This is a genomic window from Streptomyces sp. NRRL B-3229, from assembly GCF_000719505.1.
GTDB classification, from domain to species: domain Bacteria; phylum Actinomycetota; class Actinomycetes; order Streptomycetales; family Streptomycetaceae; genus Streptomyces; species Streptomyces griseorubiginosus.
In genome coordinates, this window is the sequence record NZ_JOGP01000018.1 from 102,900 (window position 1) to 117,930 (window position 15,031).

Genomic DNA, 15,031 nt, shown 5'->3' on the forward strand with positions numbered 1-15,031 from the left:
ATTCAAGACGGGAAAGTATGAGGGCCCGGCGAAGGTGTCAACCCCTGCGACCAAGGCTGTTGCCCGTGACCCTGCTGTTACCTGAGTCCATCGAAACTTTTTCGACACGAACCCATTGACGTGACATGCGCTCCATGCCTAACGTCCCGGCAACCCAGTTGAAACCTTTCACGACGCCGTGAGGGCCGTCCCGCCGGCGTCGTCGAGGAGCCACCCATGACCCACCCGTCCACCACGGGTCCGGCGCCGGTACTCGCGCTCAAGGACATCTCGAAGTCCTTCGGCGCGGTCCGCGCTCTGCGGGACGTCTCCCTGGAGCTGTTCCCCGGGGAGGTGCACGCCCTCGCCGGCGAGAACGGCGCGGGCAAGTCGACCCTCATCAAGACCCTCGCAGGAGTGCACCGGCCGGACACCGGCCAGGTGCTGCTCGACGGCGAGCCGGTCGTCTTCCACGGTCCCGGTGACGCCCGCGACGCCGGTATCGCCGTGATCTACCAGGAGCCCACGCTCTTCCCCGACCTGTCGATCGCCGAGAACATCTTCATGGGCCGCCAGCCCCGGCGCGCCCTCGGCCGCATCGACCACAAGGCCACCCACGCCGCGACCCTCGCCCTGATGCAGCGCCTCGGCGTCGAACTCGACCCCGACCGTCCGGCGCGCGGCCTGTCCATCGCCGACCAGCAGATCGTCGAGATCGCCAAGGCGCTGTCCTTCGAGGCCCGAGTCCTGATCATGGACGAGCCGACAGCGGCCCTCACCGGCAGCGAGGTGGCCCGCCTCTTCGGGGTCGTCAAGACGCTCCGTGAGCAGGGTGCCGCGGTGCTGTTCATCTCGCACCGCCTGGAGGAGATCTTCCAGATCTGCCGGACGGTCACCACCCTGCGCGACGGCGCCTGGATCTCCAGCGAGCCGATCGAGGGCATGACGGAGGACGACCTCGTCCGCCGCATGGTCGGCCGTGACCTCGAGGAGCTCTACCCGAAGCAGGACGTACGGCCAGGCGAGGTCGCGCTCACGGTGAGCCGGCTGACCCGGGAGGGCGTCTTCACCGATGTCTCGTTCGAGGTCAGGCGCGGCGAGATCGTGGGGCTTGCGGGACTCGTGGGAGCGGGCCGCACCGAGGTCGCCCGGGCGGTGTTCGGCATCGACCGCTGGGACGCAGGCGAGGTCTCCGTGGACGGAAAGGCGCTGCTCAACGGTGCCCCCTCCACCGCGATGGCCGCCGGTCTCGCCCTGGTCCCCGAGGACCGGCGCGCCCAGGGCCTGGTGATGGACATGTCCATCGAGCGGAACATCGGTCTCACCGGACTGCGCACCACCGTCAAGGCGGGCCTGATGGACCGGAGCGCCGAGCGCAGCCGCTCCCTCGACTGGGCCGTCAAGCTCCAGGTGAAGTACGCCCGGATCGCCGACACGGTCAACACCCTGTCGGGCGGCAACCAGCAGAAGGTCGTCCTCGCCAAGTGGCTGGCCACCGGGCCCAAGGTGCTCATCGTCGACGAGCCGACCCGAGGCATCGACGTCGGCACCAAGGCCGAGGTGCACCGGCTGCTCAGCGAACTGGCCGCCGACGGGGTGGCCGTCCTGATGATCTCCTCCGACCTGCCCGAGATCCTCGGTATGGCCGACCGCGTGCTGGTGATGCACGAGGGCCGCCTCACCGCCGAGATCCCACGCTCCGACGCCACCGAGGAAACCGTGATGGCCGCAGCCACCGGGAGGGCCGCCGCATGACGGTGACGACTCCCAACCAGGCCCCCGTGACCGACGTGCCCAAGTCCAGCGGCACCCGTCTGGTCGACCGCGTCTTCAAGATGCGCGAACTCGCCATCCTGGTCGTCTTCCTGGTGATGATCGTCGTCACCCAGATCGGCAACAGCGACTTCCTCACCGAGCAGGGCATCAAGGACCTGCTGCTCAACGCCACCATCCTGGTGCTGGTCGCCACCGGACAATCGCTGGTCGTGATCACGAGGAACGTCGACCTCTCGGTCGGCTCCACCCTCGGCATCAGCGCCTTCGCCGCCGGCACCTACCTCCAGGGCGGCGGGAACCCCGTCGTGGCGATCGTGCTCGCGGTCCTGCTCGGCATCGGCTTCGGCCTGCTCAACGGCCTCCTCGTCAGCCTCGGCCAGGTCCCCGCACTGGTCGTCACCCTGGGCACGCTCTACATCATCCGGGGCATCGACTCCATCTGGGTCGGCTCCCGGCAGATCACCGCGGCCGACCTGCCGGACAGCTTCGTCAACTTCGGCTCCGGCGGCATCTCCGCGGTGCCCTGGCTGGCCCTGATCGCGCTGGCGGTCCTCGTCGCCACCGCCTACTACCTCAAGCACTTCGGCAGTGGACGCGAGCTGTACGCGCTCGGCTCCAACCCCGAGGCCGCCCGGCTCGCCGGCATCCCGGTGCGCAAGCGGATCCTGGCCGCGTACACCTTCTGCGGCGGCCTCGCCGGTCTCGCCGGGGCGATGTACCTGGCCCGCTTCGGCAACGTCGACTCCGGGACCGGCACCGGCTACGAACTGACCGTCGTCAGCGCGGTCGTGGTCGGTGGTGTCGTCTTCACCGGTGGCTCCGGCAGCGTCTACGGCGCGGCCCTCGGGGCCCTGCTGCTGACCTCCATCAACAGCGTGCTGCCCGCCCTCGGCGTCAGCTCGGTCTGGGTGCTCGCCATCAACGGCATCCTGCTCATCCTCGCCATCGCGGTCGACCGGGTCGTCGCGCTGCGCGTGGCCTCCGCCCTGAAGAAGAGGAACGCCCGTCATGCCTGACTCCCTGACGCGTGCCATTCGCTGGGACACGGTCGTCGGCACCCTCCTGATCGTGGTCCTGCTGCTGTCCTTCGGCACGGTCGACGGCTTCGGCAACGCGCTGAACCTGTCGTTCCTGATCGGCAACACCCTGCCGATCGCGCTGATCGCCCTGCCCATGACCCTGCTCGTGGTCTCCGGCGAGATCGACCTGTCCGTCGCCTCCACCGCCGGCCTGTCCGGCGCGGTGATGGGCGCCCTGTGGAACAAGGGCCTGACGATCGAGATGATCATCCCGATCTGCCTGGTCCTCGGTGTGGTGTGCGGACTCGTCAACGGTCTGCTCGTGACCCGCCTGGGCCTGCCCTCCCTCGCCGTCACCATCGGCACCCTCGCCGCCTACCGGGGCATCGCGCAGATCGTGCTGGGCTCCGACGCGGTGACCGACTTCCCCACCCAGTACCTGGACTTCGCGGCGGGCCGGGTGGGGGACACCTTCATCCCGCAGGCCTTCCTGCCCTTCCTCGTCCTGTTCGCGATCGCCGTGGTCGTGCTGCACGCCACGCCGTTCGGACGGTCCGTGTTCGCGACCGGCGCCAGCGAGGAGGCGGCCCGGTTCGCCGGCATCCGCGTCAAGCGGCAGAAGCTGATCCTGTTCACGGTGACCGGCCTGATGGCCTCCCTCACCGGCATCTTCTGGGCCCTGCACTACGCCAGCGCCCGCTACGACAACGCCACCGGGCTCGAACTGTCCGTCGTCGCCGCCGTGCTGCTCGGCGGCATCGACTTCGACGGCGGCAAGGGCACGCTCGGCGGCGCCATCGCCGGAGTCTTCCTCCTCGGCACGCTCCAGAACGTGATGAGCCTCCAGGACGTCTCCGCGCAGTCCCAGATCGTCGTCACCGGTGTGTTGCTCGTGTTGTCCGTTCTCGGCCCCAGGGTCGCGCGTCAGGTCGCTGTGGCGAGGGCGGCACGCTCCGCTGGATAGGCCGTATTTCAGCTGCCGGTCCGTCGTGGCTGGTCGCGCAGTTCCCCGCGCCCCTTGGGGCGTCTCCGCTCACCCTCGTTCAAAGGAAACCGTCATGCGCAAGTCATCCCTCCGCCGTGCCTGTGCCGCCCTCGCCGCCGGTACCTCTCTCGCCCTCGCTCTCACCGCCTGCGGTGGCACCACCAAGAAGGACGTGCAGGACGAGGGTGCCTCGGCCGGCTCCACGGCCAAGGCCGACCCGAACGCGGCCACCAAGAAGGGCCTGACCGTCGGCTTCCTGCCCAAGCAGGTCAACAACCCGTACTTCACCTCCGCCGACAAGGGCGGCGAGGCGGCCCTGACGGAGCTGGGCTCGAAGTACAAGGAGGTCGGTCCCTCCAGCGCCACCGACACCGCCGGGCAGGTCTCCTACGTCAACACGCTCACCCAGCAGCAGGTGAACGCGATGGCCGTCTCCGCCCAGGACCCGGGCGCCCTGTGCACCGCCCTCAAGCAGGCGATGTCCAACAAGATCAAGGTCGTCACCTACGACTCCGACACCAAGCCGGACTGCCGCAACGCCTTCGTCTCGCAGGCCTCCGCCGAGGACCTCGGCCGCACCGAGGTGCAGCTGCTCGCCGAGCAGATCGGTTACAAGGGCGAGATCGCGATCCTGTCCGCCGCGCAGACCGCGACGAACCAGAACACCTGGATCGGCTTCATGAAGGACGAGCTGAAGCAGGACAAGTACAAGAACATCAAGCTCGTCAAGGTCGCGTACGGCAACGACGACGCCCAGCAGTCCTTCCAGCAGACCCAGGGCCTGCTCCAGGAGTACCCGAACCTGAAGGGGATCATCTCCCCGACCACGGTCGGCATCAAGGCCGCCGCCCAGTACCTCTCCGGCTCCAAGTACAAGGGCAAGGTCAAGCTGACCGGCCTCGGCACCCCCAACGACATGCGCAAGTACGTCAAGAACGGCACCGTCGAGGCCTTCGAGCTGTGGGACCCGGCGAAGCTCGGCGCGCTGGCCGCCCAGACCGCGGTCGCGCTGGTCTCGGGTCAGATCACCGGCGCGGAGGGCGAGAGCTTCAAGGCCGGCGGCACGACGTACACCATCGGCAAGGACGGCGTGATCAACCTCGGCAAGCCGACCGTGTTCGACGCCAAGAACATCGACCAGTTCAACTTCTAGGGATCTGGAGCCCGTTGATGCAGCGCGTGTGCTTTCTGCTGAAGGTCCGCCCGGACCGTCTGGAGGAGTACCGCGAGCGGCATGCCGCCGTGTGGCCCGAGATGCTGGAGGCACTCTCGGCCACCGGCTGGCAGAACTACTCGCTCTTCCTCAGGGAAGACGGTCTGCTGGTCGGCTATCTGGAGACCGAGGACTTCGCCGCCGCCCAGGCCGGCATGGAAGCCACCGCGGTCAACGCCCGCTGGCAGACGGAGATGGCGCCGTTCTTCGAGTCGCTGGACGGCGCCCGCCCCGACGAGGCCATGAAACCGCTCACCGAAGTGTTCCACCTCGCCTGACATCCCCCCTCAGGAGCCGCACCGATGAAGAGACGTACGCTGCTGGGCGCTGCGCTGACCGGAGCCGTCATGACCCCTGCCCTCGCGTCGGGAACCGCCCGCGCCGCCGATCCCGGCCCCTCCGCCACCCGGACCGGCACCACCACGCTCGACAGCCAGGCCGTCTTCTTCGTCTCCTACGACGGCCTGGTCAACAACAACTCGTTCCAGAAGAACGGCCTGTTGACCTACAAGGGCTACCAGTACGCCGTCTGGTACACCGCCGACAAGAACGCCGTCGTCGGCCGCCGCGTCCTCGGCGGCGGCACTTGGTCCACCGTCCAGGTCGGCCACACCCTGAAGGCGAGCGACTCCCACAACGTCATCTCCATGGGCGTGTCCAAGGTGGACGGCCGCCTTCATCTCAACATGGACTCGCACAGCGACGGCTTCACCTACGTCAAGTCGGCCGCCGGGCTCATGGACGACCCGGCCGGCCTCAGCTGGACCGCCGCCCGCTTCGGCGCACCCCAGTCCACGCTGGACGGCCTCGCCCTCACCTCGCAGTTCACCTACCCGCAGTTCCTCAACACCCCCGACGGCAAGCTCCAGTTGAGCTACCGGGCCGGGATCTCCGGCAACGGCCGCAACGCCCTGGCGGAGTACGACGGTTCGGCCTGGACCGACCTCGGGGAGTGGTCCAGTTCCACCGGCACCTACACCAGCGAGCACGGCTCCTCCACGGCCCGCAACATGTACCTGCACGGCATCGACTACGACCGCAACGGCCGGCTGCACTCGTTCTTCACCTGGCGGGAGCAGAACGGCGCCGTGATGTGCTCGTCCGGCGGCATCACCAACCACGACACCGGTTACGTGTACTCCGACGACCGCGGCCGCACCTGGCGCAACAACGCGGGCACCGTCGTCGGCACCACCGGCAGTTCCGACAAGGTCGCCGTCACCGACGCCGGTCTGGTGATCGACGCGCTGAACCCGGACCACTCCCTGATGAACCAGGAGAGCCAGTTCACGGACTCCGCGGGCCTCCCGCACGCGATCATCAGCTATGTACCCGGCCGCTTCGGCCAGTGCACCACGAACTACGTCGCCGACCGCACCGCCAACGGCCGCGCCTTCCACGTCCGCAAGAACTCCTCGGGCACCTGGCAGAAGACCGAGATCCCGGTCGTGCTCGGCTCCAGCCAGCGCACCAAGCTGCTCCTGGACAGGTACGACAACGCCTACGCGGTCTTCCCCTTCGGCCGGATCGCCGGGGCCTCCAAGGCCTCCGGGTACAGCGACTGGAAGATCCTCTTCGACGGCAGCGGTCTCAACGCCTTCGGCGAGGTCGTGATCGACGAGACGCGGGTCGCCCAGGACAACGTGTTGTCGTTCCTCTATCAGGAGAAGTCGACCGGCACGACACCCTCGGCGCTCCACATCGTGGACTTCGCGCTGCCCGCCTGACCGGACATCGGTGGGGGAGCGGCCTGGCGATAATGTGAAGGCCGTCCGGCCGCCCCCCGTCCACCTGGAGGTTCCTGCCCCATGGCCCAGTCGGTGGGTATCAAGGACGTCGCCCGCGCCGCCGGAGTCTCCGTCGGTACGGTCTCGAACGTCATCAACCGCCCGGACTCCGTCGCCACCGAGACCCGGGCGCGGGTGCTGTCCGCCATAGACCGGCTCGGCTACGTCCGCAGCGAGTCCGCGCGTCAGCTGCGCGCGGGGCGCAGCCGGATCATGGGCCTGCTCGTCCTCGACATGGGCAACCCGTTCTTCGTCGACGTGGCGCGCGGCGCCGAGCGGGCCGCCCGCGAGGACGGCCTCGGCGTGATGGTCTGCAACAGCGCCCAGAGCGCGAGCGAGGAGTCCGAGTACCTCTCCCTCTTCGCCGAACAGCGGGTGCGGGGCGTGCTGCTCACCCCGACCGACGCCTCCGGCCGCAACATCGCCTCCTTCCGCCGGCACGGCATCCCCTTCGTGCTGGTCGACCGGGTCGCCGAGGGCACCACCGAGTGCTCGGTCTCCGTCGACGACGTCTCCGGCGGCGCGCTCGCCGTACGCCACCTCGTGGACGCGGGCCACCGCTCCATCGCCTATGTCAGCGGTCCGCCCGGCCTCAACCAGGTCCGCGACCGCCGCACCGGGGCCCTGAACGCCCTCGCCGAGGCGGGCCTCGGCCCCGAGCACCTGCGTGAACTGCCCACCGAGCGGCTCGACGTGGCCGCGGGCCGGGACGCCGGCGCCCGCCTCCTCGGCCTCGCGGACCGCCCGACCGCCGTGTTCTGCGCCAACGACCTGCTCGCCCTCGGTGTCCTCCAGGCCATGTACGCGGCGGGCGTGACGGTCCCGGACGACCTCGCCATCGTCGGCTACGACGACATCGAGTTCGCGGCCGCCGCGGCCGTCCCGCTCACCTCGGTGCGCCAGCCCGCCGTCACCATGGGCGCGCTCGCCGCCGAACTGCTCCTGGAGGAGACCGAGGTGGAGACCACCGGCAAGCGGCACGAGCACCGCCGGGTGGTGCTCCAGCCCGAACTGGTCGTGCGCCGCTCCAGCCTCGCGGCGCGCTGACCTCGCGGCGCGCTGGCCTCGGGGTCCGCTGGCCTCGGGGTCCGCTGACGTCCCGCCCGCTGACCCGGGAGTCAGTAAGATTTCATGATCGAAGGGGTCGGACGGCGGACGAACCTGTGCTGAACTGGGACGCGCCGAGAGCATGTCCGTCCGTCCCGGGAGCCCCGTTGACCTCGACCTACCGCCAGCCCGGCCTCGTCCTGACCGACCACCGGTTCACCGTCCCCCTCGACCACGACGACCCGGCCGGGGAGACCATCGAGCTCTACGCCCGCGAGGCCGTGGCGAGCGAGAAGGCGGGCCAGAACCTGCCGTGGCTGGTCTACCTCCAGGGCGGCCCCGGCTTCGGGGCGAACCGCTTCATCGGCAGGGGCGCCTGGTTCGGCCGGGCCCTGAAGGAGTTCCGGGTCCTCCTGCTCGACCAGCGCGGCACCGGCCACTCCAGCCCCGCCAACCGCCAGACGCTCCCGCTCCGGGGCGGCCCGGAGGGACAGGCCGCCTATCTCACCCGCTTCCGCGCCGACTCCATCGTCCGGGACTGCGAGGCGATCCGTCCCCGGGTCACCGGCGGCGCCCCCTGGACGGTCCTCGGCCAGAGCTTCGGCGGATTCTGTGCGACGACCTACCTGTCGATCGCCCCCGAGGGCCTCGCCGCCGCCGTCCTCACCGGCGGGCTGCCCTCCCTCGACGCCCACGCCGACGACGTCTACCGGGCCGCCTACCCGCGTATCGAGCGCAAGGTCGTCGCGCACTACGCCCGCTATCCGCAGGACGTCGAGCGGGTCCGCCGTATCGCCGACCACCTGCTCACCCGCGAGGTGACCCTGCCGAACGGCTACCGGCTCACCGTGGAGGCCTTCCAGTCCCTCGGCATTCTCCTCGGCGGCAGCGACGGCAGTCACCGGCTGCACCACCTCCTGGAGGACGCCTTCGTCCGCACCCCGCGGGGCCATGAGCTCTCCGACGCCTTCCAGGAAGAGGTGCAGGGCCTGCTGTCGTACGCCTCCCACCCGCTCTACGCCCTCGTCCACGAGGCCGTCTACGCCCAGGACGAGCGGCCCACCGCCTGGTCCGCCGAACGGGTCCGCGCCGAGTTCCCGCGCTTCGACGCGGCCAAGGCGCTCGCCGGCGACGAACCGCTGCTGCTCACGGGTGAGTCCATCCACCCCTGGATGTTCGACTGCGACCCGGCCCTGCGCCCGCTGCGCGAGACCGCCGAACTCCTCGCCGCCCGCACCGACTGGCGGCCCCTGTACGACCCGGCCCGGCTCGCCGTCAACGAGGTCCCCGTCGCGGCGGCCGTCTACCACGACGACATGTACGTCGACACGGCCCACTCCCTGCGGACCGCTCGCGCGATCCGCGGACTGCGCACCTGGGTGACCGACGAGTTCGAGCACGACGGCGTCCGCGCGGGCGGGCCCAGGGTCCTGGACCGGCTGCTCGCCCTCACCCGCGACGAGGTCTGAGGGGTCACGGACCCCGGGCGACATGCCTCCCCCTTGATTCCGGCATAAGGTTCTTTTCGGTCAGAAATCGACGCCGGAGTCGAGAGGACGCCACCCGATGAGTACACCGTCACCCCACGGACGGTCCCGGATCGCCGCCCTCGCCGTGGCTCTTGCCGCCGTGAGCACGCTCGCCCTGGCGGCGTGCAGCGACGACTCCGGGGACTCGTCGACCTCCTCGGCGACACCCAGCGCCCCGGACACGGCGTCCTTCTCCGGCAACGCGGCTTCCGCGCTCGCGTCCGTGGAGGCCTCGGTGCGGGCGAGGGCCTCCGAGCGGGCCGCCTCCGCCTCGGCGGCCGCCTCCTCCTTCGAGGCCTCCGTCTCCGCGGAGACGGAGCGCGCCAACAAGGCGGCCCGGACCGAGCTCGCCAAGGTCGACGGACAGGGCAACGCGATGTCCGAGGTCACCATGACCGGAAAGCCCCGCTCCACGACCGGCGGTCTGCTCGCCGTCGTCGTCACCATCACCAACAAGACGGACAGGACGGCCTCCTATGCCGTCCAGGTCGACTTCCTCGACTCCGCGGGCAAGACGGTGGAGACCCGGTACGTCGGCGCCGAGGACCTGAAGCCGGGGGAGAAGGCCCAGCCCGTCGCCGTCAGCCGCAAGCCCGCCGAGCCGGTGCTCACGCCCAAGCTGGCGAAGGCGCAGCGTTACTGAGGCGGGTCCTGGCGCCCGCTAGGCTGGGCCGCGATGCAAGAACAAATGATCGAGCTGCGCGGCGACTGCGGAAGCTGCTTCGGCCTGTGCTGTGTCGCTCTGCCCTTCACCGCCTCCGCGGACTTCGCGCGCGACAAGCCGGCCGGCACACCCTGTCCCAACCTCCGTGAGGACCACCGCTGCGGCATCCATGCGAGGCTGCGGGACGAGGGCTTCACCGGATGCACCGTCTACGACTGCTTCGGCGCCGGCCAGAAGGTCTCGCAGGTCACCTTCGGCGGCCGGGACTGGCGCACCGGCTCCCGCGAGGACGCCCGCCGCATGTTCGACGTCTTCCCCGTGGTGCGCCAGCTCCACGAGCTGCTCTGGTACCTCACGGAGGCGCTCACCCTGCCCGCGGCCCGTCCGGTCCACGCCGACCTGCGCCGCCTGCGGGAGCGGACCGAGGCCCTCACCCGGGGGACCGCCGAGGAGCTCGCGGCTCTGGACGTCCCCGCCCACCGGGAGGAGGTCAACGTCCTGCTGCTCAGGACCAGCGAGCTGGTGCGGGCAGGGGTCGGTGCCAAGGGCAGGAAGAAGAACCGCCGGGGCGCCGACCTGATGGGCGCCCGCCTCAAGGGAGCCGACCTGCGCGGGGCCACGCTCCGCGGCGCCTACCTCATCGCGGCCGACCTCACCGGAGCCGATCTGCGCTGCGCGGACCTCATCGGTGCCGACCTGCGGGACGCCGACCTCACGGACGCGGACCTGACCGGGGCGTTCTTCCTCACCCAGCCGCAGCTCAACGCGGCCCGGGGCAGCTCCGGCACCCGGCTCCCGGACTCAGTCACCCGCCCCGCTCACTGGGCAGCGTGACTCCGCCACCGGTGCCGGTTCGTCGGTGTCCGTCGCGGTGGCGGCAGCGGTCCGCCGCTCCAGGTGCAGCCGCAGCCCCTCCGGCATCAGCGTCAGCCGCTCGGTCACGGTGAGCCGGTACCCGGGATCGGCCCGCAAGTCGTAGCGGCGCAGCAGCAGACCGAGCACCAGTGTGGCCTCGTGCAGCGCGAACTGCCGTCCGATGCAGGCCCGCGCCCCGGTGCCGAACGGCTTGAAGACATGCGCCGGGCGCGACCGTACGGCTTTCGGGTCGAAGCGGTCCGGGGCGAACCGTTCGGCGTCGGCCCCCCACACCTCGGGGTCGCGCTGGAGCATCGGCGTGAGCACCAGCGTCCAGGCGCCGCGCCGCATCGGATGCCGTCCGGCCAGCACGGTGTCCTCCAGGGCCTCCCGGGCGAAGGCGGGTGCGGTGGGCCACAGCCGCAGCGACTCGTCCAGAACCCGGCGCACGTACCGCAGCTTCGCCACCTGGTCGTAGCCCGGCCGGTCCGCGTCGCCCCATACCCGGTCCACCTCGGCCCGCGCGCGTGCCGCGACCTCGGGGTGGCGGGAGAGGTAGTGCAGGGCGAAGGAGAGCGCGCCCGAGGTGGTCTCGTGGCCGGCCACCAGGAAGGTGATGACCTGTCGGCGGACGTTCTCCGCGGACAGCCGCTCACCCGTCTCCGGGTGGGCCGTCTCCAGCATCCGGTCCAGCAGGTCACCGTCGCCGCTCGCGGCACGCCGAGCCCGGACCAGCTCGTCGACCATGTGGTTCAGGTAGGCGATGTCGTCCGCGTTGCGCTGCGCGGCCCGTCGCAGCAGCGCCGGGAAGGGGACCGAGTTGAGGCGCTGCGCGTAGGTGAGCGTGCCGACCATCGCCGTCACGAAGGGGTGGGGCCGGTCCCGCTCGAAGGAGCCGAAGTCATGGCCGAACCCGGTCCGCGCGATGGTCTCCAGGGTCAGCTTGGTCATGTCCCCGGGCACGTCCACCGACCGGCCCGCCGCCCGCTCGCGGTCCCAGTGGTCCGTCAGCCGTGCGGCCACGTCCAGCATCATCGGATGGTAGGCCGCCATCGCCTCCCGGCTGAAGCCCGGGGCGAGCACGTCGTGGGCCAGCTGCCAGTTCGGCTCGTGGTTGTACGCCGTGAACAGCCCGTCTCCGGCGACCGGCCGCAGGTTGGCGACCCCGAGGCCCACGTGCTTGGCGAACCGTGACTCGTCCGCCAGGTCCGCCACCAGGTCGGCGCCCCAGGTGAACACGAACTCCCGGTTGAAGGCCTTGCGCCGGTAGATCGGGCCCAACTGGCGGGCGAAGCGCAGGGAGTCCTGGAGCGGTGTGGCCCGGTTGACGCCCAGCACGTCGCCGAGCAGCGGGAGCCGGCGCGGGGGGTGCGGAATGCGGCGCAGCTCGGGCCAGCCCAGCTCGGCACTGCGGAAACCCGTCGGCTGAGGGGCCGTGGCCGTCGTCTCCGCCATGGCGAGATCTCCTTTGATCCAGCGGCAGTTCAGCGCGTTGTACGCGAGTTCAATAACGCGACTCAGTCTGGTCTCCTTGTTGAACCGGCGTCAAGTAAAGTGCGGGCATGGCCGGGAAGCAGGGCGAGCGCACGCGCCGCAGGCTCAGCACCGGGGAGCGTCGCGAGCAGCTCCTGTCGGTGGGGGCGAAGCTGTTCTCCGAGAGCCCGTACGACGACGTGTGGATCGAGCAGGTCGCCGAGATCGCCGGGGTCTCGCGCGGGCTGCTGTACCACTACTTCCCGACCAAGCGGGACTTCTTCGCCGCGGTCGTCGAGCGGGAGAGCGAGCGGATGCTGGCCATGACCGCCGCCGTGCCCGGCATCCCGGTGCGCGAGCAGCTCTCCGCCGGCCTGGACACGTATCTGGAGTACGTGCACGCCCACGCGCACGGCTTCCGTGCCTTCCACCGCGCCGACGCGGCCGGGGACCAGGCAGTGCGCCGGGTCTATCAGCGGGCGCTGGCCGCACAGGAGCGGCAGATCCTCGCCGCGCTGGCCGCCGACCCGGAGTTCGGGCCTGCGGCGCAGGCCCGTCCCGACCTCCGGCTGGCCGTCCGGGGCTGGCTGGCCTTCACCACGGCCGTCTGTCTGGAGTGGCTGCGGGGCGCGGACCTCTCGCGTGAGCAGCTGCGCGATCTGTGCGCACGGGCCCTGCTCGGCGTTCTCGCGCCCTGACCGGATCTCACCCGTCCGTGGTTGGCTTACGCTCCGATCTTCGATAGGTTAGGCAAGCCTTACCTAAGGAGGAATGGATGGGTGACAGCCAACCCTGGACGGCCGCGCCGTCCGCGGCGGAACACGCCCGGTCGGTGCTCGCCGCCGCGTGGTCCTGCGCGGTGACCGCCGAGGGCGGGCGCGAGGAGTTCGTCGGCGCGCACACCGTCACCGAGGACGGACGGGTGACGCTGGACGTCCCCGAGGACAGCACCCTCGTGACGGCCTCGATCTGCGCGCCCCGCGGCGAGCCGTCCGCCGTCCTGGAGTTCGCCGACGTGGCCCCCGTCCCGGTGCGCAGCCGGATCCGCGCCCGGCTGTGGATCGCCGGCCGGCTCGTCCCCGCCGACGGCAAGCTGGAGTTCGAGCCCACCCGCGTGGTGCTGCGCAGGCCCTCCGGCGCGGTCGTCGTCGACCTGGACGAGTTCGCAGCCGCCGCGCCGGACCCGCTCGCCACCGCAGAGGCCCGGCTGCTCACCCACCTCGCCGACAGCCACCCCGACGCCGTCGAGCGGCTCACCCGGCTCGTGGACCCCGACAGCCTGTACGGCGCGGTCCGCGTCCAGCCCCTCGCCGTGGACCGGCACGGACTGACCCTGCGCATCGAGCGCGCCCGCGCCCACGGCGACGTGCGCCTGCCCTTCCACGCGCCCGCCGACGACGTGGCGCGGCTGACGGAGCGCATGCACGTCCTGCTCACCCGGGCGAGCGCCGCGTCCTGCCCGCGAGCCCTACAGCGGCAGCGCACAGACGGCGACGGGTGAGGCGAACGGCTCTCCCGCGAGCCGCAGTTCACCGTCGGCCGCGTTCACGTGGAAGACGCTGACCGTGCTCGACCTCTGGTTCGCCGCGAAGAGCAGCGAACCGTCCGGCGAGAAGGCGATGTGCCGGGGGAAGTCCCCGTGCACCGGCACGGTGTCGAGCAGCCGCAGCCGGGCGCCGTCCGCCTCCACCGCGTACCGGGTGAGGCTGTTGTCGCCGCGGTTGGCGAGATAGGCGAAGGAGCCGTTCGCAGTGACCAGGAACTGCGCCGGGTAGCTGGTGCCCGGTCCGGTGCCCGTGGACTGCGCCGCCCCGACACTCAGCCGGCCGCTGCGGGGGTCGTAGCCGCACACCGCCACCGTGTTGTCGGACTCGTTGGCCAGATAGGCGTACCTGCCCCCGGGATGGAAGGTCAGATGGCGTGGTCCGGCACCGGGCCGGGTGTGCGCCTGCGCGACCTCGGCGAGGGTGCCGGTGCGCTCGTTCAGGCGGTAGCTGTAGACGGTGTCGGTGCCCAGGTCGACGGCGAGCACATGGCCGCCGTCGGGAGCGGTGAGGAACTGGTGGGCGTGCGGCCCGTCCTGGCCGGGGCCGGGCGCGGGACGGGAGTGCGTGACCGTCTCCCGGCGCTCGCCGAGCGCGCCCGAGGAGTCGATCGGGTGCACGGCGACACTGCCGGAGGTGTAGTTCGCGCTCAGCAGCCAGCGGCCGCCCGGATGCACCGACAGATGGCACGGCCCCGCCCCGCCCGTGCTCCGGCTCCCCAAGACCTTGCGGTCGGCCAGGCGTACGGCGGTCACGGCACCGGCGTCGTGCTCGGCGACCGCGTACAGGGTGCGGCCGTCGGGGTGCAGGGCGAGGTAGGACGGGTTGGCGAGGCCGGTGATCGTGCCGGTCCCGGTGATCCGGCCGCTGTCGGTGTCGTAGCGGGCCACCCCGATGCCGGGCCCGCCGCCCTCCACGGTGGTGTAGGTGCCGAGGTAGAGAGGACGGGGGCCGGGCGGAGCGGACGTGGAGGGTGAGGGCGTGCCCTTCCGATCCGGTGAACGGGACGCTCGGGAACTCGCCGGTGCCTCCCGGGGCGCCGACTCCGACGACGATCCGGAGGGCGACGCGCAGGCGGTGAGGCCCGAAGCCGCTCCCGCGAGAGCGCCGACGAACCGGCGCCTGCTCCAGCAGCCGTTCGTCCTGCCCATCCGCGCGCA

The 15,031-nt window shown here is 71.0% G+C and carries 14 protein-coding genes; 12 read left to right on the top strand and 2 right to left on the bottom strand.

The genetic code is table 11. The features are described 5' to 3' along the window. Window positions 1–216 precede the first annotated feature (216 nt). The 10 genes from IF54_RS0126410 to IF54_RS0126455 all read left to right on the top strand — a co-directional run bounded on the left by IF54_RS0126410 (window position 217) and on the right by IF54_RS0126455 (window position 10,833). On the top strand, window positions 217–1,734 hold the full coding sequence (locus IF54_RS0126410; RefSeq protein WP_030322967.1) for a sugar ABC transporter ATP-binding protein: 1,518 nt from the start codon (window positions 217–219) through the stop codon (window positions 1,732–1,734). Beyond that, the gene (locus tag IF54_RS0126415; protein ID WP_030322969.1) at window positions 1,731–2,771 is read left to right on the top strand and encodes an ABC transporter permease; all 1,041 of its coding nucleotides are present in this window, start codon (window positions 1,731–1,733) and stop codon (window positions 2,769–2,771) included. Before IF54_RS0126410 ends, IF54_RS0126415 begins: the two co-directional genes overlap by 4 nt. Continuing rightward, window positions 2,764–3,738 carry an ABC transporter permease gene (locus IF54_RS0126420; protein WP_030322971.1) on the top strand — a complete coding sequence of 325 codons (975 nt, stop codon included), beginning with the start codon at window positions 2,764–2,766 and terminating at the stop codon, window positions 3,736–3,738. Before IF54_RS0126415 ends, IF54_RS0126420 begins: the two co-directional genes overlap by 8 nt. A 94-nt stretch (window positions 3,739–3,832) precedes the next feature. Beyond that, window positions 3,833–4,912 carry a rhamnose ABC transporter substrate-binding protein gene (gene rhaS, locus IF54_RS0126425; RefSeq protein WP_030322973.1) on the top strand — a complete coding sequence of 360 codons (1,080 nt, stop codon included), beginning with the start codon at window positions 3,833–3,835 and terminating at the stop codon, window positions 4,910–4,912. Between the two features lie 17 nt (window positions 4,913–4,929). Further along, window positions 4,930–5,250 (top strand): L-rhamnose mutarotase, encoded by a 321-nt coding sequence (locus tag IF54_RS0126430; RefSeq protein ID WP_030322976.1) that lies wholly within the window; start codon window positions 4,930–4,932, stop codon window positions 5,248–5,250. Window positions 5,251–5,274: 24 nt separating this feature from the next. Then, window positions 5,275–6,699 (top strand): BNR repeat-containing protein, encoded by a 1,425-nt coding sequence (locus IF54_RS0126435; RefSeq protein WP_030322978.1) that lies wholly within the window; start codon window positions 5,275–5,277, stop codon window positions 6,697–6,699. A gap of 81 nt (window positions 6,700–6,780) precedes the next feature. After that, window positions 6,781–7,806 (top strand): LacI family DNA-binding transcriptional regulator, encoded by a 1,026-nt coding sequence (locus IF54_RS0126440; RefSeq protein ID WP_030322981.1) that lies wholly within the window; start codon window positions 6,781–6,783, stop codon window positions 7,804–7,806. A gap of 167 nt (window positions 7,807–7,973) precedes the next feature. After that, window positions 7,974–9,275, top strand: coding sequence for an alpha/beta fold hydrolase (locus IF54_RS0126445; RefSeq protein ID WP_030322982.1), 1,302 nt, complete (start codon window positions 7,974–7,976; stop codon window positions 9,273–9,275). A gap of 97 nt (window positions 9,276–9,372) precedes the next feature. Beyond that, on the top strand, window positions 9,373–9,978 hold the full coding sequence (locus tag IF54_RS0126450) for an FxLYD domain-containing protein (protein ID WP_030322985.1): 606 nt from the start codon (window positions 9,373–9,375) through the stop codon (window positions 9,976–9,978). 45 nt (window positions 9,979–10,023) lie between these two features. Further along, a complete protein-coding gene (locus IF54_RS0126455) occupies window positions 10,024–10,833 on the top strand; it encodes a pentapeptide repeat-containing protein (protein ID WP_420790614.1) in 810 nt (269 codons plus the stop codon). Here IF54_RS0126455 and IF54_RS0126460 read toward each other — a convergent pair. Further along, window positions 10,801–12,309 carry a cytochrome P450 gene (locus IF54_RS0126460; protein WP_030322987.1) on the bottom strand — a complete coding sequence of 503 codons (1,509 nt, stop codon included), beginning with the start codon at window positions 12,307–12,309 and terminating at the stop codon, window positions 10,801–10,803. The two genes, IF54_RS0126455 and IF54_RS0126460, sit on opposite strands and share 33 nt — an antisense overlap. Window positions 12,310–12,416: 107 nt before the next feature. Here IF54_RS0126460 and IF54_RS0126465 point away from each other — a divergent pair, with 107 nt between their 5' ends. Next, window positions 12,417–13,025 carry a TetR/AcrR family transcriptional regulator gene (locus IF54_RS0126465; protein ID WP_030322988.1) on the top strand — a complete coding sequence of 203 codons (609 nt, stop codon included), beginning with the start codon at window positions 12,417–12,419 and terminating at the stop codon, window positions 13,023–13,025. Window positions 13,026–13,102: 77 nt separating this feature from the next. Further along, window positions 13,103–13,828: a DUF2470 domain-containing protein gene (locus IF54_RS0126470; RefSeq protein ID WP_030322991.1), complete on the top strand. Its 726-nt coding sequence runs from the start codon at window positions 13,103–13,105 to the stop codon at window positions 13,826–13,828. Here the strand turns inward: IF54_RS0126470 and IF54_RS0126475 are convergent. Continuing rightward, window positions 13,796–15,022, bottom strand: coding sequence for a lactonase family protein (locus tag IF54_RS0126475; protein ID WP_030322994.1), 1,227 nt, complete (start codon window positions 15,020–15,022; stop codon window positions 13,796–13,798). The genes IF54_RS0126470 and IF54_RS0126475 overlap by 33 nt on opposite strands. Window positions 15,023–15,031: the final 9 nt, after the last annotated feature.

Bases quoted from the DNA above. Each gene is read 5' to 3' on its own strand.
- IF54_RS0126410 (WP_030322967.1), top strand. From the start codon at position 217: ATGACCCACCCGTCCACCACGGGTCCGGCGCCGGTACTCGCGCTCAAG.
- IF54_RS0126415 (WP_030322969.1), top strand. From the start codon at position 1,731: ATGACGGTGACGACTCCCAACCAGGCCCCCGTGACCGACGTGCCCAAG.
- IF54_RS0126420 (WP_030322971.1), top strand. From the start codon at position 2,764: ATGCCTGACTCCCTGACGCGTGCCATTCGCTGGGACACGGTCGTCGGC.
- rhaS (WP_030322973.1), top strand. From the start codon at position 3,833: ATGCGCAAGTCATCCCTCCGCCGTGCCTGTGCCGCCCTCGCCGCCGGT.
- IF54_RS0126430 (WP_030322976.1), top strand. From the start codon at position 4,930: ATGCAGCGCGTGTGCTTTCTGCTGAAGGTCCGCCCGGACCGTCTGGAG.
- IF54_RS0126435 (WP_030322978.1), top strand. From the start codon at position 5,275: ATGAAGAGACGTACGCTGCTGGGCGCTGCGCTGACCGGAGCCGTCATG.
- IF54_RS0126440 (WP_030322981.1), top strand. From the start codon at position 6,781: ATGGCCCAGTCGGTGGGTATCAAGGACGTCGCCCGCGCCGCCGGAGTC.
- IF54_RS0126450 (WP_030322985.1), top strand. From the start codon at position 9,373: ATGAGTACACCGTCACCCCACGGACGGTCCCGGATCGCCGCCCTCGCC.
- IF54_RS0126455 (WP_420790614.1), top strand. From the start codon at position 10,024: ATGATCGAGCTGCGCGGCGACTGCGGAAGCTGCTTCGGCCTGTGCTGT.
- IF54_RS0126460 (WP_030322987.1), bottom strand. From the start codon at position 12,309: ATGGCGGAGACGACGGCCACGGCCCCTCAGCCGACGGGTTTCCGCAGT.
- IF54_RS0126465 (WP_030322988.1), top strand. From the start codon at position 12,417: ATGGCCGGGAAGCAGGGCGAGCGCACGCGCCGCAGGCTCAGCACCGGG.
- IF54_RS0126470 (WP_030322991.1), top strand. From the start codon at position 13,103: ATGGGTGACAGCCAACCCTGGACGGCCGCGCCGTCCGCGGCGGAACAC.
- IF54_RS0126475 (WP_030322994.1), bottom strand. From the start codon at position 15,022: ATGGGCAGGACGAACGGCTGCTGGAGCAGGCGCCGGTTCGTCGGCGCT.